Annotated in this window: 15 protein-coding genes and 2 pseudogenes; 8 read left to right on the forward strand and 9 right to left on the reverse strand. The window is 68.1% G+C overall.

The genetic code is table 11. The features are described 5' to 3' along the window. Positions 1-50: 50 nt before the first annotated feature. From ACFYNP_RS13210 to ACFYNP_RS13235, 6 genes are all read right to left on the reverse strand, one after another. Entirely contained in the window at positions 51-539 is a 489-nt protein-coding gene (locus tag ACFYNP_RS13210) for an STAS domain-containing protein (protein ID WP_388785231.1), read from the reverse strand. A 946-nt stretch (positions 540-1,485) separates the two neighbouring features. Next, positions 1,486-1,848 (reverse strand): STAS domain-containing protein, encoded by a 363-nt coding sequence (locus ACFYNP_RS13215; RefSeq protein ID WP_388785233.1) that lies wholly within the window; start codon positions 1,846-1,848, stop codon positions 1,486-1,488. A gap of 224 nt (positions 1,849-2,072) precedes the next feature. Further along, positions 2,073-2,420: an STAS domain-containing protein gene (locus tag ACFYNP_RS13220; protein WP_388785235.1), complete on the reverse strand. Its 348-nt coding sequence runs from the start codon at positions 2,418-2,420 to the stop codon at positions 2,073-2,075. A gap of 564 nt (positions 2,421-2,984) precedes the next feature. Further along, positions 2,985-3,806, reverse strand: coding sequence for a hypothetical protein (locus ACFYNP_RS13225; RefSeq protein WP_388785237.1), 822 nt, complete (start codon positions 3,804-3,806; stop codon positions 2,985-2,987). A 901-nt stretch (positions 3,807-4,707) separates the two neighbouring features. After that, positions 4,708-5,346, reverse strand: coding sequence for a DsbA family protein (locus ACFYNP_RS13230; RefSeq protein WP_388785238.1), 639 nt, complete (start codon positions 5,344-5,346; stop codon positions 4,708-4,710). A gap of 194 nt (positions 5,347-5,540) precedes the next feature. Continuing rightward, on the reverse strand, positions 5,541-6,041 hold the full coding sequence (locus ACFYNP_RS13235; protein WP_388785240.1) for a MauE/DoxX family redox-associated membrane protein: 501 nt from the start codon (positions 6,039-6,041) through the stop codon (positions 5,541-5,543). A gap of 696 nt (positions 6,042-6,737) precedes the next feature. Here ACFYNP_RS13235 and ACFYNP_RS13240 point away from each other — a divergent pair. The 3 genes from ACFYNP_RS13240 (at position 6,738) to ACFYNP_RS13250 (ending at position 10,610) form a co-directional block, all read left to right on the forward strand. Further along, on the forward strand, positions 6,738-8,351 hold the full coding sequence (locus ACFYNP_RS13240) for an FMN-binding glutamate synthase family protein (protein ID WP_388419339.1): 1,614 nt from the start codon (positions 6,738-6,740) through the stop codon (positions 8,349-8,351). A 531-nt stretch (positions 8,352-8,882) separates the two neighbouring features. After that, positions 8,883-9,854: a LysR family transcriptional regulator gene (locus tag ACFYNP_RS13245; protein ID WP_388785242.1), complete on the forward strand. Its 972-nt coding sequence runs from the start codon at positions 8,883-8,885 to the stop codon at positions 9,852-9,854. A gap of 135 nt (positions 9,855-9,989) precedes the next feature. Continuing rightward, positions 9,990-10,610 (forward strand): hypothetical protein, encoded by a 621-nt coding sequence (locus ACFYNP_RS13250; RefSeq protein ID WP_388785244.1) that lies wholly within the window; start codon positions 9,990-9,992, stop codon positions 10,608-10,610. Positions 10,611-10,755: 145 nt separating this feature from the next. Here the strand turns inward: ACFYNP_RS13250 and ACFYNP_RS13255 are convergent. Beyond that, a pseudogene (locus ACFYNP_RS13255) lies at positions 10,756-11,341 on the reverse strand (transposase family protein). A gap of 174 nt (positions 11,342-11,515) precedes the next feature. Here ACFYNP_RS13255 and ACFYNP_RS13260 point away from each other — a divergent pair. From ACFYNP_RS13260 to ACFYNP_RS13280, 5 genes are all read left to right on the forward strand, one after another. Then, the gene (locus ACFYNP_RS13260) at positions 11,516-12,364 is read left to right on the forward strand and encodes an oxidoreductase (RefSeq protein ID WP_388785246.1); all 849 of its coding nucleotides are present in this window, start codon (positions 11,516-11,518) and stop codon (positions 12,362-12,364) included. Then, on the forward strand, positions 12,364-12,978 hold the full coding sequence (locus ACFYNP_RS13265) for a TetR/AcrR family transcriptional regulator (protein WP_388419331.1): 615 nt from the start codon (positions 12,364-12,366) through the stop codon (positions 12,976-12,978). The genes ACFYNP_RS13260 and ACFYNP_RS13265 overlap by 1 nt, the downstream gene beginning before the upstream one ends. Positions 12,979-13,357: 379 nt before the next feature. Further along, complete coding sequence (locus tag ACFYNP_RS13270) at positions 13,358-13,687, forward strand: Lsr2 family protein (protein WP_388419329.1); 330 nt, start codon at positions 13,358-13,360, stop codon at positions 13,685-13,687. A 959-nt stretch (positions 13,688-14,646) separates the two neighbouring features. Continuing rightward, positions 14,647-15,147: a hypothetical protein gene (locus ACFYNP_RS13275; protein ID WP_388785247.1), complete on the forward strand. Its 501-nt coding sequence runs from the start codon at positions 14,647-14,649 to the stop codon at positions 15,145-15,147. Between the two features lie 853 nt (positions 15,148-16,000). Continuing rightward, positions 16,001-17,377 carry a DUF4157 domain-containing protein gene (locus ACFYNP_RS13280; RefSeq protein WP_388785249.1) on the forward strand — a complete coding sequence of 459 codons (1,377 nt, stop codon included), beginning with the start codon at positions 16,001-16,003 and terminating at the stop codon, positions 17,375-17,377. A 52-nt stretch (positions 17,378-17,429) separates the two neighbouring features. On the opposite strand, the pseudogene ACFYNP_RS13285 reads toward ACFYNP_RS13280, so the two are convergent. Together ACFYNP_RS13285 and ACFYNP_RS13290 are read right to left on the reverse strand one after the other, a co-directional pair. Next, a pseudogene (locus ACFYNP_RS13285) lies at positions 17,430-17,801 on the reverse strand (IS5/IS1182 family transposase); the annotation flags it as partial. Between the two features lie 47 nt (positions 17,802-17,848). Next, the coding region (locus ACFYNP_RS13290) for a C40 family peptidase (protein ID WP_388419319.1) at positions 17,849-18,237 on the reverse strand (389 nt) is incomplete at its 5' end.

Genomic DNA, 18,237 nt, shown 5'->3' on the forward strand with positions numbered 1-18,237 from the left:
CAGTCTCTGGAGCGGGGACCACACTGCCTGTGTGGCAGCACGTGGACTCTTCAGTCGGATGCGCAGGCCCCGGGCCCGTAGCGCCTTCCATACCCGTCCCAGTCGCTACTGGTGATCAGCTGGCCTGTGCGGCCATCAGTTGGCCGTTGCGCAGGGGGATTTGGGATGGGCGGAGCTGTGCACCAGCCTTGAGTCGCCTCGGCAATGGTGCGCATGGGGCGGAAGGTGTCGGTGAGCCGTGCCAGGTGCAGGAGACGCAGGGCCGGCGGGTGGGGGCAGACCAGGCGCAGTTCGCCGTGTTCTGCGATGGCGCGGCGTCTGGCCCGGCACAGCAGGCCGAGTCCGGCGCAGTCGAGGAAGGTCACGTGCGTGAGGTCGATGAGGATGAGTGACTCGGCGCGGCTGGTGTGGGCGTCGAGGCAGGGAACAATCGCGAGGGCGGCGGCGAGGTCGATCTCGCCGTGGAGTTCCATGACGGTGCACGCCCCCTTGCGGTAGGCGTACAGGTACTGGTGGGGGAGCGCGCTGTTGTGGAGCATGTGTGCCGCCTCGGTGAGGCCCGCCGCAGGGGAGCTATGGGAAGTGACGCAGGAGCGAGGGGTCACCGGGGTCCAGGGCGACGAGACTGCTCAGCTGGGAGCTGGTCCGGAAGCATGCAATTGTTCTCCCCTTGTGCGATGCCCCCGGCGACATGAGCGCCAACCCATCACCTTGGCGTAGGTAAGTACTAGTTTTGCGGCCCTTTCTCGCCGTTTCGGGCAGGCCCGGCGGGGATGGCTGGCAATCGCCGGTTCCTCTGACCTGGGGCTGCGTAGCGGCGAAGCGGTTCTCGCGGCTGGTCGGTTTGATGCGTGCCGCGTGCCCGCTGGCCGGTGTTCGTCTCTGTCTGCGGCCATCGGCTTCGACGGCCGAAGGGTGGGGGCGGCCGGCGCTCATCTCCTGGACGGTGATCACCCTCATGACGTGCCGGCTCATCCAGAAGACTGCGATGGCCGACGAGCCCCGGTTGCCCCGGTTGCCCCGCGGCTCAACCGGTGCGATCGGTTGTGCGGCTGCGAGCCCCACCCGGGACCATCCGCTTCACCCTGGCTGTCTCCGGCTCGTGGCGGCGACCGCCGTGTGGGCGGCGGCCGCGTGCCCTGCGTGACGTGACCTCCCGCGCCATCACCACCGAGCACTCCCCACGAGCAGAACCCGGGTGGCATGGATGGCCGGGCCTCGAACCTGCCGCGCGGGACGCGCCGGGCCCGTCGCCCTCAGCGGGAGTCGAGGCGGGCCCGGCGTTCTTGGATGCCGCAGGCTCGCTCTGCTGCGGGAAGCGATCCCACCACCACACCCGGACGGGACGGCACGGGGGAGACCGTACCCGTCAACCTAGCCCTCCCAAGCCGCCACGGACCCGCACAACCCGGAACTGGTACAAACGCCCAGCTCCTCAAACCGTCCAGGGCGGTAGCGTGGCAACGGCACTGCACCTGACGGACCTCAGGACCGGCCACCGGCCGCTTCGGCCTCCGCGACGGTGGCGTAGGCCGGAAGAACGTCACTCAGCCCGGTGATGCTCAGCATTCGCCGCAGACTCGACGTCACACACGCCAACACGACCACGACACCCGTCGCGTACGCCTCCCGCCATATCCCCACCAGCATATTCAACCCGGCGGAGTCACAGAACGACGTCGCGGACATGTCCAGCACCACATAGCGCTGACCCTCAGCAATTTCCCCTAGCAGACGGGCGCGGAAAAACGGTGCGCTCTCGTAGTCCATCTCGCCGGCGACCCGCACGATTCGACATATCCCCGACACGCTCGCGTCAACTGAGGGCTCCACGATCGCACTCTCCACACCCGCCGCCTCAAGGGGAGACGCCAATAATTGCGAAAATCAGCCTACCGGCTCACCGCATCAGGCGGCTTGTCTGCGCCCGGCATGGGGTAGTCAGGCACAGGCACAGGCGCAGGCACAGGCCTGGGGGACCCGGGCAGGCGCCTACGCGACAGACTCCTCTTGACAAGCGGTGTTCCATGACGGCTCTGTCACAGGAAATGTGCGGCCGCTGGCCCGCCGGATCAGCGGCCAAAGGCGGCTTCCGCTGCGGCGACGGAGTCGTACGACCGCAAGAGATGGTCCACTCCGGTCATTCGGAAGATCTGCTGCAGCGACGCGGGCACGCACGCCACAACCAGCACGCCCCCGCTCCTGTCCGCCAGCCGCCACGCTTCCAGCAGCATCTCCAGGCCCACTGAGTCACAAAATGCGACGTCCGACAGATCCAGCACGACAAAACGCCCGCCCCGCGTGAACAACTCCGTGAAATGCGGACGGAACACCGGCGCTGTCACATAGTCCAGGTCGCCGCTCACCCTGGCCACCAAGCGGTGGTTGGAGTCGATCGTGGCGACCCATGAGCCAGACATCACGCAATCCCTACCGGTTCGACATGAGACACCCCGGCGAAATCTCGGCCGGCGCCTGCCCGTTTCCTACCCCGCACCGGGACCCCGCACCGGGCCATCCACCGCTGTGTCCCCTCTGTTGCCGACGGGGCCCCTGCCGGGGCTGCCCGGAGACTGTGTGCTTCGGGCAGCGGGCTGGTTGACGGCCTTTCAGCATCGCGACGCTTGCGCAGTACCGGGAGCGGCTGACTTCTCAGCCGGGTCTGTGGGAACCGGTTCTGCTCACCGCTGGGCGCGTCCCGCTGGCACGGGGCGATGCGCGCACCCGTCTGCTGCGCGGGGCGACCGTGGTCGAGTCGTATGGCGAGATCGACCTGGAAACCGGCGGCGGCCGTCCTGCTGCTTCTCGACGCCGGGCCTGGGCGAACCGGGTACGGACACGGCCGGCTGCGGAGCGAATGGCTGCGGGAAAATTCCAGGGCAGGGTCATAGATCCTTTCGTCTCGTCGCCACTCGTGCAGATCGGTCAACTGGGCGCAACTCATCGAGGACACCTTCGCGCTGGTGGTCGCCGCTGACGCGGCGTCAGCGGCGGATGGCGCGGCGGCGTGCGACGACCAGCGCGCCTGCGCCGGCGGTGAGCAGGGTCGCGGCACCGATGCCGTAGGCGAGCATGCGGCCGCCGTTACCGCCGGTTTGCGCCAGGTTCCCACCCGATCCGCCCGCACTGGCCGGGACGACGGTGACGGAAGCCGACGGTGATGGCGCATGCGAGGATTCCCTGGGGGTGTGTGTGGCCGACGGCGTGCCGGTGACCGTGCTGGAGGGTGCAGGGCTGGTCGAGGGGCCCGGAGCGGCCGTGCCCGTGGGGGTCGGATCAGCGGTGGGAGTGCCAGTGGGGTCGGCAGTCGGGGACGGTACAGGAGAATTGGTCGGATCCGGCTCGCACGGGTGACCGCCGTTCCAGGAGGTGAGGAGAAAAGCCTCGTCCGCGATAGGGCTGGATGGGTAGTGCGGGAGCGGATGGTGGACCCCGTCGTACTTCTCTTCTCCGAGGTACAGGTCGATCTGGCCGTAACACTTCGGCATGTGTGCTGATATGTCGAGGGTGGCCGTGGGGTGCTTTCGGTCGAGTGTGAGGGTCGCCGACCCTAGAAAGGTCTGGAGCCCCGAGGTGGGCCAGGTCGGACCCTCGGTGTCGTACGAGGCAAGCGTTACAGGGTAGGAACAATTGGCCTCGGGCCGATCGACCTCTACCTGGATGGTTCCGTGCGGCATGCTCAAACGGGAATCGGCGCGCCAGGTACGGCCACCGTCGGTGGAATAGGTGAATCCGGCAGCTTGGCAGTCGGGCGCGTTCTCGGCGTGTGCGGTGCTGAGCGATAGGAACGAGGCTTCCGCTGCCATGCCGAGCACGGTGAGACCTGAGATCGCATGACGAAGTATGTGGTGCACAGAAAATCACTTTCTGATTCTCGGCAGTGGTCTGCCGATACATCGAATCGCCTCCATTCCTGAAGGCCTGTCAAACTCATCCGTCCACGCAGGCACGCATTCGACGTCAACCTGCGGAACGTTCTGCAGAAAAGACTTGCAAGCTCCTGCGCGCCCGGGGCCATTTGTCCTGACCATTAAGGGCGGAGGGCCCTGGAGGCCGCCGGCTGCACTGGTGCAAGGTCTCGTCCCTCTTGGCACGCCCGACCCGGCCCGCCGCACCACAACCACGCCGGACCGAGGGGCCCGTAGAAGGCAACGCCCTCTCGGTGCTCGCTCTGAGCACAAGAAGAAGCCGTCTAGCGGCTGTTTCTGCGCTCGCCGGGCCTTGGGCTCCTGCCGATCGCCCACCTCTGCGGAAGGGACCAGGACGACGCCCGGGCCACGGGCGCCCCGCTGCTGGACCTGGCGTGGTGCGGGCGTCCGCCAACTCGAAAGCCTTCAGCGGTGTCGCCGCCGCGATCGCGGTCGACCGGCTGGCGCGCCTGCGGATTCAGGGGCTACTGGGGGAGGTCCGGCGGGCCGCCGCCTCGTGCACCACCTCATCAACGCCCTGGCCAAGGCCAGGTGGCAGGGCGACGCGGGACGGCCGGCGAACTACGACAAGTCGATGACCTGGCCCAGGTCATCGCGTGTGTCGACGGGGTGCGGTGCAACCTTGAAGCTTGGCGCAGGCATGCGGACAGCCCGCGCCGTAAGGCGGCTCCCGCGGTGGATGAGGCGCGATCGCATGCCTGGGCCAGGCATGCCCAGACCGCGATGGCCGCCGCGCTCAGGTGTCCGCGTGCGGGAGTGCTGATGGGGATACGCCCGTTCATGGGCTTGCCTCCTGGTCCACCAGTTCGGTCAGCCGCTGAGGGGTGAGAGGACTTGCGGGGTCCTTGAGGAGGTCCTCTCCCTTGAAGAGGAACGCCGGTGTGCCCTGGATTCGGGACTGGCGGTCGAAGGCCTCTTGGACGGCTCTGATCCAGGTGTCGTGGGTTCCTTCCTCGACCGCGGCGGTGAACCGCGGAGTGCTGAGGCCGGGTACCTCCGCCGCAAGGTCGAGGAGTACCTGCTTGTCGCCGTAGGAGTCGACGTGTTCGGCTTTCGGGGGATGGGCGTACAGGACGTCGTGGTACTCGCGGAACTTTCCCGCGTCCTGGGCCGCGGCCAGTGCGTTCGCCGCGTACTTCGAGCCGGTGCCGGCCGCGATGCGGTCGACGAAGGAGAGAAGGTGGTAGTCCACGCGTACCTTCCCCTCGTCCTGGAGGCGGTTGACAGTGCTGTGGAGACGACGTTCGATCTCCGCGCACCCGGGACAGCGAAGGTCCTCGTACACCGTCAGGACGGCGGGAGCGTCGGCGTGGCCGACGCTGACGAGCAGTTGACCGTCTCCGGTGGCTCCGTGCGGCGCGATCACCGGCCGGGTATCGGAGGCTCTGTCCGTCTGCACCGCGATGCTGATCACCACCGCGCCGACAAGACCGGCGAGTATTCCGGCGCTCCAGCGCCCGCACCTTCTGCGGCGGGCCCGCAGGGCGTCAGCCTGACGTTCGGCTCGCAGCCGCTCGCACGCTGCGCGGCTTGCTTTCCTGGTGGATGAAGTCGACATTGAGATCCCACGTGTTCGAGGTGTGCTGATCGTGCGCCGCGCCGGGCGACCGATCAGCCCACACGGTTGTCGAGCGCGTACCGGCTCGTCGGCCGGTGGACCAGCCACGTGCTCGCGCAGAGGAAGAGGAGATCCCTGACGATCTCCTTGACGTACTGGGTTTCCGCAGCTCCGACTTCGCCGCCACCGCCGAAGCAGCCGCAGTCGATACTCAGGCCGCGGATCCACGCCTGTGTGATTCCGGCGATGAAGGCCACCAGCAGCCCGGCGGACAGGGCTGCGGTGAGGCGGATCCGCAGTCCCAAAAGCAGGAAGGCCGCGAGAGCGAGCTCAAGTGCCGGCAACCCGTATCCCACCGGCGCCAGCAGCGACTCCGGAAGGACCCGGTAGACCCGCACCGCTTCAACAGACGCTTCAGGAGAGCGAATCTTGGAACACCCCGCCCAGCCCCACACGAGTACCAGCGTGATCCGCGCGGCCGACGCCAGCAGCAGGAACCAACTCCGCCGCTTGTGGGCTCCGTTCGCCGCGATCGCACGCGTAGAGCTTTCCATCGCTACCCATCAATTACCTGCTGCACCCGCGCCTTCATCCGCAGCGCGGCACTGTCACCGCGGCGGGCTATGGGCGGGGCGACGACGCCGCCCGCTCAAAGCCTCCGCCCCGGGCCGTCGAGCCGGTAGGGCAGATGTGTCGGTGTACCCCTACAAGCGCTCTATGCCCCTCGTCGGCTGACCGGCAGCCGTGCGGTTTTTTGGCCGATGAAGAACTAGAGCGTGCTCTGGAGGGGGCACCGGGACAACGAAGACCGTCCACGGCGGCTTCAGCACTCCCGAGAGGCCGAAGCCGGCGATGCCGGCAAGGAAGCTGGCGAACAGCACCGCGCATGCCGGAGGGCCGGCGCAGTCGGCAGGCGCCAATGGTCGCGGGAGACATTCGTTGCTTCGGTCACCATCAGTACGAACTGATCGCGCGGCGATTCGTGCTCCAAGAGCGGCAGTTCACTGTCCACAGTCCACGGCGTCGGAGGCCCGGTTGCCAGAAGGCTGCGCCTGTGGGGCCGGTGGATTGGTCTGCGGCGGGCGGTTCGGCGCCTGTGGCGCCGCTCCGTGCAGGCCCATGCCGCCAGCCGCGGAGGGGCCGAGAACGGGCCTATGAGTCCATCGATGTGAGGGGGCTTCTCGGGCGCGCGGGTGTTGGGAAGGGTGGTCGTTGTCCCCGGCCGCCCGACAGGAATTGCTCACGCTGTTATGAATCCGATCTCGCACGTTTCCCGATATGCGGCTCTGGCCACGGTGGTCTGCTGCGCCGGCCTCGGCATTGCGGCCGCGCTTCTGGTGTCTGCCTGGTGGTGGCTCGCCGCGGTATCGGGCTTGGTGCTCGCGGCGGTCGGGGCGTATGACCTGGCCCAGGCCCGGCACGCGATCCTGAGGAACTATCCGCTGGTGGGGCATGTGAGGTTCTTGATGGAGCGCTTGCGGCCGGGGGTGCGGCAGTACTTCGCCGAGTCCAGTCTGGACGGAAGACCGTTTCCCCGCGACGTGCGCGATCTCGTCTATCAGAGGGCCAAGGGCGGGCAGGCGCAGAAGGCTTTCGGTACAGAGCTGGACGTCTATCGGTCGGGGCACGAATTCTTCGTGACGTCACTGGCGCCACGGCCCGCTGTGGAACGCCCTGTCACTGTGAGGGTGGGAGGGCGCGACTGCCTGCAGCCCTTCGACATGCCGCTGTTGAACATCTCCGCGATGAGTTTCGGAGCGCTGTCGGCTCCTGCCATCCAGGCGCTGAGTGCCGGTGCGCGCGCGGGCAGGTTCGCCCATGACACCGGAGAGGGTGGCCTGTCTGCGCATCACCTGGCGGGCGGGGCGGACCTCATATGGCAGATCGGTACAGGTTATTTCGGATGCCGTACCCCCGACGGCCGCTTCGATGAGGGCGAGTTCCTGCTCCGCGCCGCGCACCCGGCGGTCAAATGCATCCTGCTGAAGCTCTCCCAAGGAGCGAAGCCCGGGATGGGCGGCGTACTGCCCGGGGCCAAGGTGAACACCGCGGTCGCGCTCGCCCGGGGCGTGACACCGGGGCGTACCGTCACCTCTCCACCGAGCCACCCCGGCTGTTCCACCCCCAGGGACCTGGTGCGGTTCGTTGCGCGTCTGCGCTGGCTTTCGGGTGGCAAGCCGGTGGGCATCAAGCTGTGCGTCGGCGCGCGCCATGAGGTTCTCGCCCTGTGCAAGGCGATGCTCGACGAAGGAGCCACCCCCGACTTCATCGTGGTCGACGGTGCCGAGGGCGGCACGGGTGCCGCGCCCCTGGAGTACGCCGACACGCTGGGCCAGCCCCTCACAGATGGTCTGATCATGATGCACAACGCCCTGGTGGGCACCGGTCTGCGGGATCAGGTCAAACTCGGCGCCAGTGGCAAGATCGCCACCGGAAGCGACATCGTGGCCCGGCTCGTCCAAGGCGCAGACTTCACCAACTCGGCACGGGCCATGCTGCTTGCCGCCGGTTGCATACAGGCCCAGCAGTGCCACACCAACGCATGCCCCACCGGCGTGGCCACCCAGGACCCCTGGCGCGCCCGAGCCCTTGACGTCGCCGACAAGGCCCAGCGGGTGCGCCGGTACCAGGAATCGACCGTGCGCAGCGCCCAGCAGATCATGGCTTCCCTGGGGGCTCGCTATCCCCGGGACCTGCGTCCCGACATGCTCCGGCGCCGCCTGCCCAACGGCCTGACCTGCTCCTACGGTGAACTTTACGAATGGCTGGACGAGGGTGAGCTCCTTGCCAGCCCGCTTCTTGAGTGGGCCGTCGACTGGGCCAAGGCGAGCCCCGACACCTTCGCTCCGGTGCCGTTGCGCTGATCCCGGAGCGTTCATTCCGTGTCCCCCTGTGCAGGCCGTCCGGTGCGGCCGAGTCTCCCAAGGGGGGCAGCGCCCGGCCAGCCCGGGCATGACGAGAGGAGTAGTGATGCCGGATCTGGTCAGGTCGGCCACCGTCTTAGGGCGGCCGGCCCGTATCTCCAGGCAGCGTCGGCGACCACCCCACCTGCGTGCCGAAGCCTGAGGCGCCCCGCTTCCCGTACCCCTACTGCGCGGAAGCGGGGCGTGGGCTCCAACGGACTCGGCCTTGGCGCGCGGTACCCGGCAAGCGGTACCCGGCAAGGGGAGGCGAGGCCGCGTACCTGCCGCATTACTGGCAGTGGCGCGTCCATCCCGAGGCGGCAATTTGACACATCCAGATGAGACCTGTCTAGATAGAATCCTCCACCCGCCTTCACCTCAAGAGCACTTAATGCAGCGAGGCCCCGGCTTCATGGACGTCCATAACCCCCGACCGACGTCGAGGGCCCCCTCGGCGGAGCGACAACGCCTCGGCCGGTGATCGATACAGGTATGACCCTCGTGCGCATTTCAGCCCGCGTTCCCGGCCTGGCAGCCCTCGACCTCTTCCTCAGCGTCATAGAGCTGGGCAGCCTGGGCCGAGCCGCACAGGCGCACGGGATCAGCCAGCCCTCGGCCAGCTCCCGCATCGACTACCTGGAGAAGCAGGTCGGCGTCTCCGTACTGCGGCGTGCGGCACAGGGTTCCAAACCCACCCCCGCAGGCATGCTGATCGCCCACTGGGCGCTCGACGTCATCAACGCGGCCCAGCGCCTGGACGCAGGGATCACCACCCTGCGCGACCAATGTGAATCGCGCCTTCGGGTGGCGGCAAGCCAAACCATTGTCGAATACCTCTTTCCGCAATGGCTGGTCGAACTGCGCACGCAGGCCCCTGGCATCGCCGTGGCACTCCACACGTGCAACTCGTTCCAGGCCGGCGCCGCCGTCATGGAAGACCGGGCTCATCTCGGCTTCATCGAGAGCCCTCACGTCCCCGAGGGGCTGCAGAGCCAGGACGTGGCGCGCGACCGCCTCCTGGTCGTGGTCGCCCCGGACCACCCGTGGGCCCGCCGCTCCGAGATCGGAGTCGAGGAATTGGCGAACGCGGCACTCATCCAGCGGGAGAAGGGCTCTGGCACCCGTTGCTCATTCGAGAATGCCATGGCCGAATGCCTGCCGGGATGGCAGGCCTCCCCGCTGCTGGAACTCTCCTCCACCACGGCGATCAAGAAAGCGGCCGCCGGAGGAATCGCCCCCGCAGTACTCAGCTCTCTGGCTGTCGACATGGAACTGAAGGCAGGCACTCTCGTCATGGCGCCGGTCTGCGATCTGGACATGCGGCGCTCCCTGAAGGCGGTCTGGCCCGTCGGGCAGACCCTCACAGGCTTCGCGCGCGACCTCTGCGCCATCGCGTCCCGCCCTCGCCCAGCTGCGGGGGCGCAACCGGACAGTCGTAGCCGCACTCAAGGACACGGCGGCTGAGGGGCCGGGTTACATCACTCGCTGCCCCGACGCCCGGAACGAGTGCGCGAAACCTCCGGCCGTGGACGATCTCACTCCCCACCGGCACCACCGATCCAACTAGATGTGTCGGGTCTAGCTGCCTAGACTGGACGTGTGGCCTCCGAGAAGAATGACTCTGCGACCCCGCCGACCCGCGCATCCTGCCATGTCGCTGACCAAGCGCCCCACGCCCTGCGCGGCTTCGACAGTGCCGGGGGAATCTGGGTCCGCCAGGAGCTCGCCCACGGCAACTTCGAGGCCTGGCACCTCTTCCGACGCGACTCCGTGGGCTCAGCGTCGGTTCAACTCTTCGTTCAGCCAGTGGAAGGGGGAGACCCCGCAGCGATCGCCCGCGGCATCACCACGACGGTGTTGCGTGACGTTGCCCCCGCGGACGCAGCCGAGGCCGCTCGGCTTTCGCATCGAGCTCGCGAGGCCGTGAAGTACCCCCTGGCGGAGCAGGTCGATGCCCTGCTGACCTCGTCGTCCAAGCCAACTGACCAGTACCTCGCGGCCATCGCCCTGCGCTACGAACGTCTCGCCGACACAGGTAACCGTGCACCTGTCCGCAGGCTGGTCGAGATCACTGGCCGCTCCCAGGGAACAATCAAGGCACACATCCAACTGGCTAGGAAAAGAGGCTTCCTTGAGTCGGTCGGAGCCAAGGCTGGCGGCAAAGTGACGGAGGCGGCCTACGACGCACTGGGCGTGAGTCGCCCGACCGGATCGCAATAGCGAGCACCTACTGATCTTCTCGTAGGTTCGGGCCCGCGCGCTCCGGCGAGGCTGAACGGGGAAGGCCGCAAGGAGGTCGTTCAAGGGCTGTCCCGTAAGTGACCTTCTAACGCGTTCGGGCACGGCTCACCGACTCTGGGGCCCTCTATCCGGTGAGGGTGAGCTTGTGGAGGCGGGCGATGCCGAGCATGGCGTGAGGGACTCCGTCGCCTTTGAGGCGGCAGTCGCGAAGGATCTTCCAGCTCTTCATGCGTGTGAAGACGCGCTCAACGCGCGCCCTGACCTGCTTGTGCGCTCGATTGTGCCCCTCCTTCCAGGAGAGCAGTTCTTCGCCCGTGCGGCGGCAGTGCGGGATGACCAGACCGGTGCCCTGACAGCGGCCGTCGGCAATCGTCATCGTATTCCCGACGGCGGCTTTGGCGGCGGGCCCCAGCCTCGGGAGTCATGTCGGTTACCGCCAACAGCGGACCGAGGTGGTCAATGATGCGGTCTGCGGCCGATTGGGAGATCTCGAACAGGGGCGCCGGCTGGCGCATCGTCAAGTTCGTGCGCCAGTACGGCCGTGACCAGCAGGACGCGATCCTCCAGCGACAGGCGCCAGGGTCGGCCGCGCGGTCGATCCGTGGCTTGCTCACGTCGTACTGCGGCTGCCAACTTGCCGGAGCGGCGCGGGCTCAGCCCGCAAGGCGCCCGGTCCAGGACGGCGCCGACGCCGTGATTTCTCCAGCCACACCGTGATCGTTCCAGCCGAGGCGAGCGGCTCGGCGAGGGGCCGGATTGACCTCGGCTGAGCATGATGCCATTGGGGGCGACAGAATCAACATCACGTTGATTAAACTCGACGGTGTGTAGACTTTCTGGGTAAGGGGCATCCCAGCTCCCGGCGGGACCTTTCTGGAGGAGCAGTGCAGCAGCAGAAGTGGCTCATCACCGGCGTCAGCACGGGCCTGGGCCGGGCCTTCGCCCAGGCAGCCATGGCCGCCGGGCACACCGTCGTGGGAACAGTCCGCTCCGAGGAGGACCTGAGGGTCTTCGAAGAGCTGAAACCGGGATACGCTCACGGCCGCATCCTGGATGTGACTGACGACGATGCCGTGTCGAGTGTCGTCGCGGAGGTAGAGCAGAGCGTCGGTCCTTTGGACGTCGTCGTCGCCAACGCGGGCTACGGCCTGGAGGGCACCTTCGAGGAAACCCCGCTGGCCGAGGTGCGGCGGCAGTTCGAGGTCAACGTATTCGGGGCAGTGGCCACCCTGCGGGCAGCACTGCCCCACATGCGCCAGCGCCGCCACGGACACCTGATGGCCGTCACCTCCATGGGTGGACTCATGGCCGTGCCCGGCATGTCCGCCTACTGCGGCAGCAAGTTCGCCCTGGAAGGCATCCTGGAAGCACTGGGCAAGGAGGTCGCACAGTTTGGGATCAACGTGACGGCGATCGAGCCCGGGTCCTTCCGCACCGACTGGGCCGGACGGTCCATGACGCGCGCTGCGCAGTCCATCGATGACTACGACGAGCTGTTCGCCCCTATCCGTGAAGCGCGGCAGAAGGCCAGCGGGAATCAGCTGGGTAATCCGATCAAGGCTGGGGACGCCGTCGTGCACATCGCGTCGGTCGAACAGCCGCCGGCCCACCTCGTCCTTGGCTCGGATGCGCTGCGACTGGTCACTGCCGCGCGCACGGCTGTGGACGAGGACATCCGCGCATGGGAGCGCCTCTCCCGTACAACCGACTTTGCCGAGGGTGCTCAGCTCTGATGCCCAGCCATCACTCTGCGCGGAGCCGGCGCGTCACCGAACGCAAGGGCGATGTCCGGGAGCGGGCCATTCTGGACACCTGCGAGGCTCTGCTGGCACAACAGGGCTATGACGCCATGACTGTCGGCGACATCGCGCAGGGCGCCGGCATCACACGTGGCGCCCTGTACTTCTACTTCGGCTCCAAGCCAGAAGTGGTCACGGCGCTCGTGGCCCGGACCGTTGAGCATCTGTGGGAGCGGTCCCGGGTCACCGCGCAAACCGACGAGCCAGGCCAGGCCATCGCAGCAGCCATGCGGCGTACGGTCGAGCTGTGGAACGAGCACGGCCTGGTCATGCGCACGGCGATCGACCTGTCGTTGACCGTGCCGGAAATCGGCGAGCTGTGGAGCCACACGGCAGACCTGTTCATCACGGCCATCGCCGCCGTCCTGGAACGAGCCGGCGTTCAGGCCGGCACCGAACCAGAGCAAGCGTCGGCGATCGCACGCGCCCTGTGCTGGATGATCGAGCGGACCTTCTACCACGCCTCCCAAGAGTCCCGCGAAGAGTTGCAAAAGGCATCTTCGACTTGCGAACACATCTGGCTGATCAGCGCCGGCCTGATCACCTGATGCATCCGGTGTGTACGGTGAGGCACGAAACCGAACCCCGTGACTCCGAGGCACACCGTCAGGCACTCCGCCAACGGAAATCCCGCGAGGCACAATGTCCTCTCCCCGCCCGATCAACGCGAGCCGGTGTCCACAACTCCCGTGTATGGACCTTCCGGATCAGGTTGCGAGACCTGGAAGGTCACTTACGGGACAGCCCTTAGATCTGTCAGATCCAACAGGTCTAACAGGTCGTAAGCGCCCAGCGTCGACGGACCGCTTCGTAGGCGCCTCTGGCTCCGGACTTGAGGATCGGCCTCTGTCTGGCGCGCAGATGGCGCACCTCCCGAGGCCGAAGTCTGCGATCATCCAGCCCCAACTGTGCCCATACACTTCACGCATGGCGCAAAAGATCGTAACCATTTACACCGATGACCTCACGGGCGAAGAGTCCGCTGAGGCAGCCACCCATCAGATCGTTATCGACGGGGTGGCCTACGAGGTCGACCTGGGCCCCGACAGCTACGACAAGTTCATGGAGGCTGTGAACCCGTTCCTCCAGGCAGGCCGACGCATCCGGCGCGGCGCAAAAGCCGGTCCTGCCCGCCAGACCGGCGCCAACAATGACACGGCGGCCATCAGGGCCTGGGCGAAGGAGAAGGGCTACGACATCAACGATCGTGGCCGAGTGCCCACTGAGATCCGCGAGGCATACAACAAGGAACACTGATCACACAGAAGCCCCCAGGAGGAACTGGGGGCTTCTGCGTACCCGAATCGGAGGAGGGAGAACTGAGAGCTACGCACTGTCCATCCCCGCGTGCGCGCGGGGAACAGCTTGCGTCGTCCGGTCGGAAAATCACAGGTCACGAGTCCCTTCCAGATGCGCCGCAGAAAGGCGATGGCGAGGCCGGCACAGGCTCGCGTTCAGAGATTTCGATGCCTCAACTCGGCCGAGCGCAGTGGTGGGGCCGCCCGACGATGGTCGCTTCATGCCGAGGGGAAGCTCGCGCCTGGCGTTGACCCGGACGCCCTCGCCACCACTATGCTCGCCACCCTGCAAGGGGACTACTGCTCGCCCAGGTACAACAACACACCCGCCCCTTCGAAGTTGCGGTCGGTACCCTCCTCGCCCTTGCCATCCAGACTTGAGGCATCACAGTCCGTAGCCCGCCGGGGGCTCACCACCCCGCACGCGCGAGATGTATGTGGAAGGGTCACCGCACTGGCTGGGCTGGTGTCCCGCCCTCGCAGTGTGATGTACCGGGAGAGGCTCCGCTCCGCGTGCTCTCCATCTTCGAGCTGCAAGTTCGCCCCGATAACGGCTATCGACCGCGGGCTCCCCAGCATGGCGGCCTTCTCGGCCACGACGGTGAGGCTGCCGCCGCGAACGCGGTGATGGCGTCGACGAGGTCGGACTGCTTCTGCTTCTCATCCGTCCGGTCCTTGAATCTGTTGGAGGCCCCGCCCTCTCAACCCACCCGCCCACTGCACAGGTCAGAGCCGGCAACGGAACGAGGTCGCTGTCAGAAACGGACTTGATGCCCACTCGGTCCGAGGGGGCGAACCGGCCGCTCCGCCATTCGGCGGGGCTCAATTCCGCGTAGTGGCCTGTCATCAGGCTCCGGGTTCCGCCCTGTGGCTGGTGGACTCCCGCTGTTCGGGGGAATGCGCATCGGACCGCGCCCCATGAGGATGGACTCCGTCGGCGACGCCATCCGTTCCGCTGCCGCCCCGCACGCCTACCTCGGCTTCGACGGTGACGGCCGCGCGGTCACGCTGCGCACCAGCGGGAACCCCGACTGCCAGGTCGTGCTGCGCGGAGGGGCAGGCCGGCCCAACTACCGTCCCGAGGACGTGCGCGAGACGGTGGACCGGTGGTCGGCCGCCGCGTTGCCGACCGGACTGGTGACCGACGCCAGCCATGGCAACAGCGACAAGGACCACGAGCGGCAGGCCGTGGTGGCCCGCGAGACAGGAGCTCAGGTCGCGGCCGGTGACACGGATATCCGGGGCGTCATGCTGGAGGGCTTCCTCGTTCCCGGACGCCAGGAACTCGACCTGGACGATCCGGTGTTCGGGCAGAGCGTCACGGACGCCTGCATGGGGTGGGAGACCACCGCAGCCGTGCCGGTCGAACTCGCCGCGGCGGCCCGCGGCCGCAGGCGCCGCACCGCCAGGGGGGCCTGAGGCCCTGCTCTTGACGGCGCGCACTGCGCGTCGGCCGCAAGGAAAACCCCCTACACCGTGACCAGCCGTGGGGAAACAGGAGGAGTGAGCGGGTTCGACCCGCCACGCTGGGACCGGCCGGTCCGTACCGGACACGGAGGCGCACCACCGTGACGGACACATCGGGCGTTCCCCGCCTTGAGCTGACCTCGGTGCCCGCCCTGGTCGTCTCGCACTGGATCGGCCGACTGCGCACCAGCGAGGCCCTGTCCGTCGCGGAGGCCGTGGCGGTGCCCGGCAAGGCGGCCGACGCCTTCGCGAACGAGGAGATCGCCGGCGACGACCTGGCGGCGCACGAACGACGTGTGTCGGAGCTGACGGGGGCGCCGCTGCCGGTCGTGCGCGAGTGCGACCGGCTCATCACGGCAGTCCTGCGGGACGCGGGAAGGATGCCGTCGGCGGCGCGGCCCACGGGGTGCGCCTCGTTCGGCGGCGAAGCGGCGCTCTGTCGGCCCCGGGCGCCGCGTGGTGCCGCGTCGGGCGTCTTCGCCGCGCATGCCGGGCAACAGCCCGGGCGTGCACGCCATGTTGCCCGAGGCGCTGGTCCTGAGGCACCGGGTCGTCGTCCGGCCCTCGCAACGGGACCCGCTCAGCCCGTTCCCGCTCGTCACCGCACTGCGGCGAGCGGATCTGCCCGACGACCGGGTGGTGTTCGCACCGTGCGACCACACGACCGCGGACCTGATCGTTTCTGAGGCCATCCGGAACCCACTCTGTCCGGTCGGCCCTGCGACAGTGCCCTCGTGTACCTGGCGCCGGGGCGTCTTTCTCGCGTATGCAGGAGAGGAAGCATTCCAACGCAGGAAGAGGCCTTGTGCACAACTATGACGATGCCAGAAGGGCCGACGTCGCGAACGGGCGTGGCCCGGGCGGCAAGCCCCCAGCCAGGGGCGCGGCACCGCAGGGCCTGCGCGCGCTGCAGCAGACCGCTGGGAACGCGGCCGTCGTGCAGCTCCTGCGGCAGGCCGGTCACGCGGGGGAGTGGGACAAGCACCAGCACGGCGCCGGTTGCGGCCACACGGCCGAGCAGCCCGCGGTGCAGCGCTCCGCCGTGCACGACGTCCTGCGCGGCAGCGGGCGCCCCCTGGACGAGGCGACCCGCGGCGACATGGAGTCCCGACTCGGCGCGGACTTCTCCGACGTGCGCATCCACAACGACAGTGCCGCCAGGGCCTCCGCGGCGGAGGTCGGTGCCCGTGCCTACACCTCGGGCAGCCATGTCGTCATCGGGGAGGGCGGCGCCGACAAGCACACCCTCGCCCACGAACTCACCCATGTGATCCAGCAGCGCCAGGGCCCCGTAGCGGGTACGGACAACGGGTCCGGGCTCAAGGTCTCCGACCCCTCCGACCGGTTCGAGCGGGAGGCGGAGAGCAACGCGCGCCGTGCCATGAGCGGGGCGGCGCCGAGGACCGAGCAGCACGCGCAGGAGGGGGGCCGGTCCGGCCAGGGGGCGGCCCAGGAGTCGGTCCAGCGCTGGGCAGCGCAGGCCGACACGAACCAGCGGCACATGACGGTCTCGGCAAACGGCCTCTTCGCCGTCCCGCGCAACGACGCCACGTCGATCTGGATCCGCGGCAACGCGCCCGCGGGGTCCTACTCCCCGGCCCTGCGCCCGACGAGCACGGCGCAGCAGGCCCTCTTCGGCGGCACGGAGATGTACCAGGAGCACGAGCTGGCGCGGAACATCCTGGACGACTGCCTCCACACGGCGGAGGAGATCATGCACAACGCCGTCGGAGAGCTGGCGGACGGCGCGAACAGCAACGTCCGTACGAGCGCCGGGCTCAAGGCGTTCGGCATGTCGGACGAGCAGAACCGCGAGCGCGCGGGCGACTTCCAGGGGGAGACGGACCGCAACGCCAGCCCGGTGGTGGGACAGTCCTACCTCATGCTCGCCATGAACCCGGGGGAGCAGATCATGTCGCAGTACCACGCCGCCGCGGTGGTGGGCATGGACGGCCAGGACACGGTGACGATGGAGGCCTTCGCCGGAAGCGAACAGACGGCCGCGAACCCGATGACGTACACGATCGGCACGGTCGCCTCCTTCCACGACTACTGGACGGGCGCGTACTACACCCCCAACTATCCCGGGGTCACCATGAAGACAGTGGTCCTCGTCAAGCGCGGCAAGGGCCGCCGGGTGCCGGCGGGCAAGGAACAGCCGGCCAACCCGAACATCGCCTAGGCCAGGGGACCGCCCGACCCGCCCGTGACGCCCGCGCAACCACGCCCGCGCAACCACGCCCGCCGAGGATGCTGTCGGGTCGGTTGCGTGGCCGTCCGACCGGGCCGGCGACCGGCGGGACCTTCTTCAGCAGGGGCAGCAGCTGGGTGACGTCGTTGCGGTTGCCCGCCGGCCAGTGGGACGGCGAGTGGGATGCCATGGGTGTCGCCGTCGAGGTGGTGTCTACAGCCCTGAGTGCGCGGTCGACCGGACGGGGCCCGCTTTTGGGCCCCGTCGGGCGGCCCTGACGTGCGAGGAGTCGGTCACCGCCCGCGACCAGTCCAGTCCCTTCGCGACCCGCAGCTCCCTCAGCAGCAACACGTGCGGCCCACACACCTGCGTCGTTCCACGCGGCCGGATGCCGTCCGCATGGCATGCCGGAACCAGGGCATCGACAGCTTCTGTTCGGACCTCCAAGCGAGAGGCCTGGGGTCAGCCGATGCGCACACCGAACTGGAACGGCATGTTGTCCATCGACTCGTAGCGCACGACGGTGCCGGTGCGCGGCGCGTGCAGCACCATGTTGTTGCCGGCGTACAGGCCGATGTGGTGCAGATCGCCGAAGAAGAGCACCAGGTCGCCGGGCTTGAGCTCGCCGCGTCCGATCCGGGTGCCCGCGTTGGCCTGCTCCTGCGAGGTGCGCGGCAGGTTCACGCCGGCCTGCCGGTAGGCGTAGCCGGTCAGACCCGAGCAGTCGAAGGCCGCCATACCCGTCTTGGACCAGCCGTACGGCTTGCCGAGCTGGGTCTGGGCGGCGGCGAGGGCCGCGGCGCCGACCTGCGAGGCGGGGACGTCCTTGCCGAGGTTCGGGCGCTCGGTGG

Origin of the sequence: Streptomyces sp. NPDC006691, assembly GCF_042869955.1 — a bacterium.
In the GTDB taxonomy this organism is placed as follows: domain Bacteria; phylum Actinomycetota; class Actinomycetes; order Streptomycetales; family Streptomycetaceae; genus Streptomyces.